This window comes from Pseudomonas sp. WS 5011 (genome assembly GCF_012985775.1).
Taxonomy (GTDB): domain Bacteria; phylum Pseudomonadota; class Gammaproteobacteria; order Pseudomonadales; family Pseudomonadaceae; genus Aquipseudomonas; species Aquipseudomonas peli.
Genome location: NZ_JAAQXA010000072.1, coordinates 1 through 1,254, shown reverse-complemented (window position 1 = coordinate 1,254; position 1,254 = coordinate 1). Strand labels below are relative to the sequence as shown.

Sequence of the window (1,254 nt, the reverse complement as noted above, 5' to 3'; positions counted from 1 at the left end):
TGTAGTGGTCAACTAATTCCGGACACTTCGATAGGTGGTTTCGACGCCATCGCCCGTTCGTATACGGTGGGTGGCAGATATCCCAGTTTCGAGTGCAGCCGCTCGTTGTTATAAAACCCAACGATGTACTCCGTGATGTCACGTATCGCTTCGGCGTGGTTGGCGTAATCGCGGCGCCATACCCGCTCCATTTTCAAACTCAGGAAGAAACGCTCCATCACTGAGTTATCCCAGCAGTTACCTTTACGGCTCATGCTTTGCTGCATGTCATTTCGTGCCAGCAACGCTCTGTAGCTTGCGCTGGCGTACTGGCTGCCGCGATCCGAGTGGGCGATCAGACCCGGTGGCGGTTGACGCTGAACAACTGCTAGCTGCATTGCACTACACACCAGCTCGGCGGGCATGTTCGGGGCCATGGACCAGCCCACGATCTTGCGTGAGAACAAGTCCAATACCACAGCCAAGTACAGCCAGCCGCTGCGCGTCCGAATGTAGGTAATGTCCGCCACCCAGGCCGTGTTCACCGTCTCGGGCTCGAATTGACGATTCAGCACATTTTCAGCAATCGGCAGGTCGTGCTTGCTATCGGTCGTGTGCACAAACTTACGCTTCCAGGCCGAACGCAGCCCGTTGGCGCGCATCATGCGACGAATTTTATAAATACCTATTTCCATGCCCTTGGCGTGCAACGCTTTACGCAACGGGCGACTGCCATAGCTACCGCCACTCGCAGCAAACGATGCCTTGAGCTGCACAGTGACAGGACAAATCGATGCTGGCGCTTCAGCACGCTTGCTGGCCTCGTAGAAGCCGGATCGGCTAACCCCCAATAAACGACACACATACGCCACCGAGTAAGCCTTCTGTTGCAGCTGCCGAACCAAGTGGTACGTTATTTCAGCTCGCGGGCAAAGAAGGCGGTGGCTTTTTTTAATACATCGTTATCCATCTTGAGCTGACGGTTTTCTTGCTCCAACTGGCGAATACGCTGTTGCTCGGATGTAAGCGGTTTACCGATCCCGGCCTGTCCCAATTGCTCGGCCTCGTACTGTTGGATCCAGCGCCGGACAGCTGTCTCACCAATACTCAGATCGCGGCAGACCTGCGTAACGGTAAGCCCCTGGTCCTTGATCATCTTCACAACTTGTAGCTTGAAGCTGTCGTCGAATGTCCTGCGTTTGTTGGTCATGAAAAACTCCTCGATAAATGCATTTTCCACTTATCGAGGTGTCCGGGGAAATTAGACCACTACAA

1 protein-coding gene is annotated in these 1,254 nt (G+C 54.2%); it reads right to left on the bottom strand.

Annotated elements, in window-relative coordinates; translation table 11 throughout:
• Window positions 1-8: 8 nt before the first annotated feature.
• Window positions 9-1,189, bottom strand: a protein-coding gene (locus HBN63_RS21555) for an IS3 family transposase (RefSeq protein ID WP_223181902.1) whose coding sequence is annotated in 2 segments (ribosomal slippage) — window positions 9-934 and window positions 934-1,189 — 1,182 coding nt in all. Because the reading frame shifts where the segments join, the coding sequence is not laid out codon by codon here.
• Window positions 1,190-1,254 lie beyond the last annotated feature (65 nt).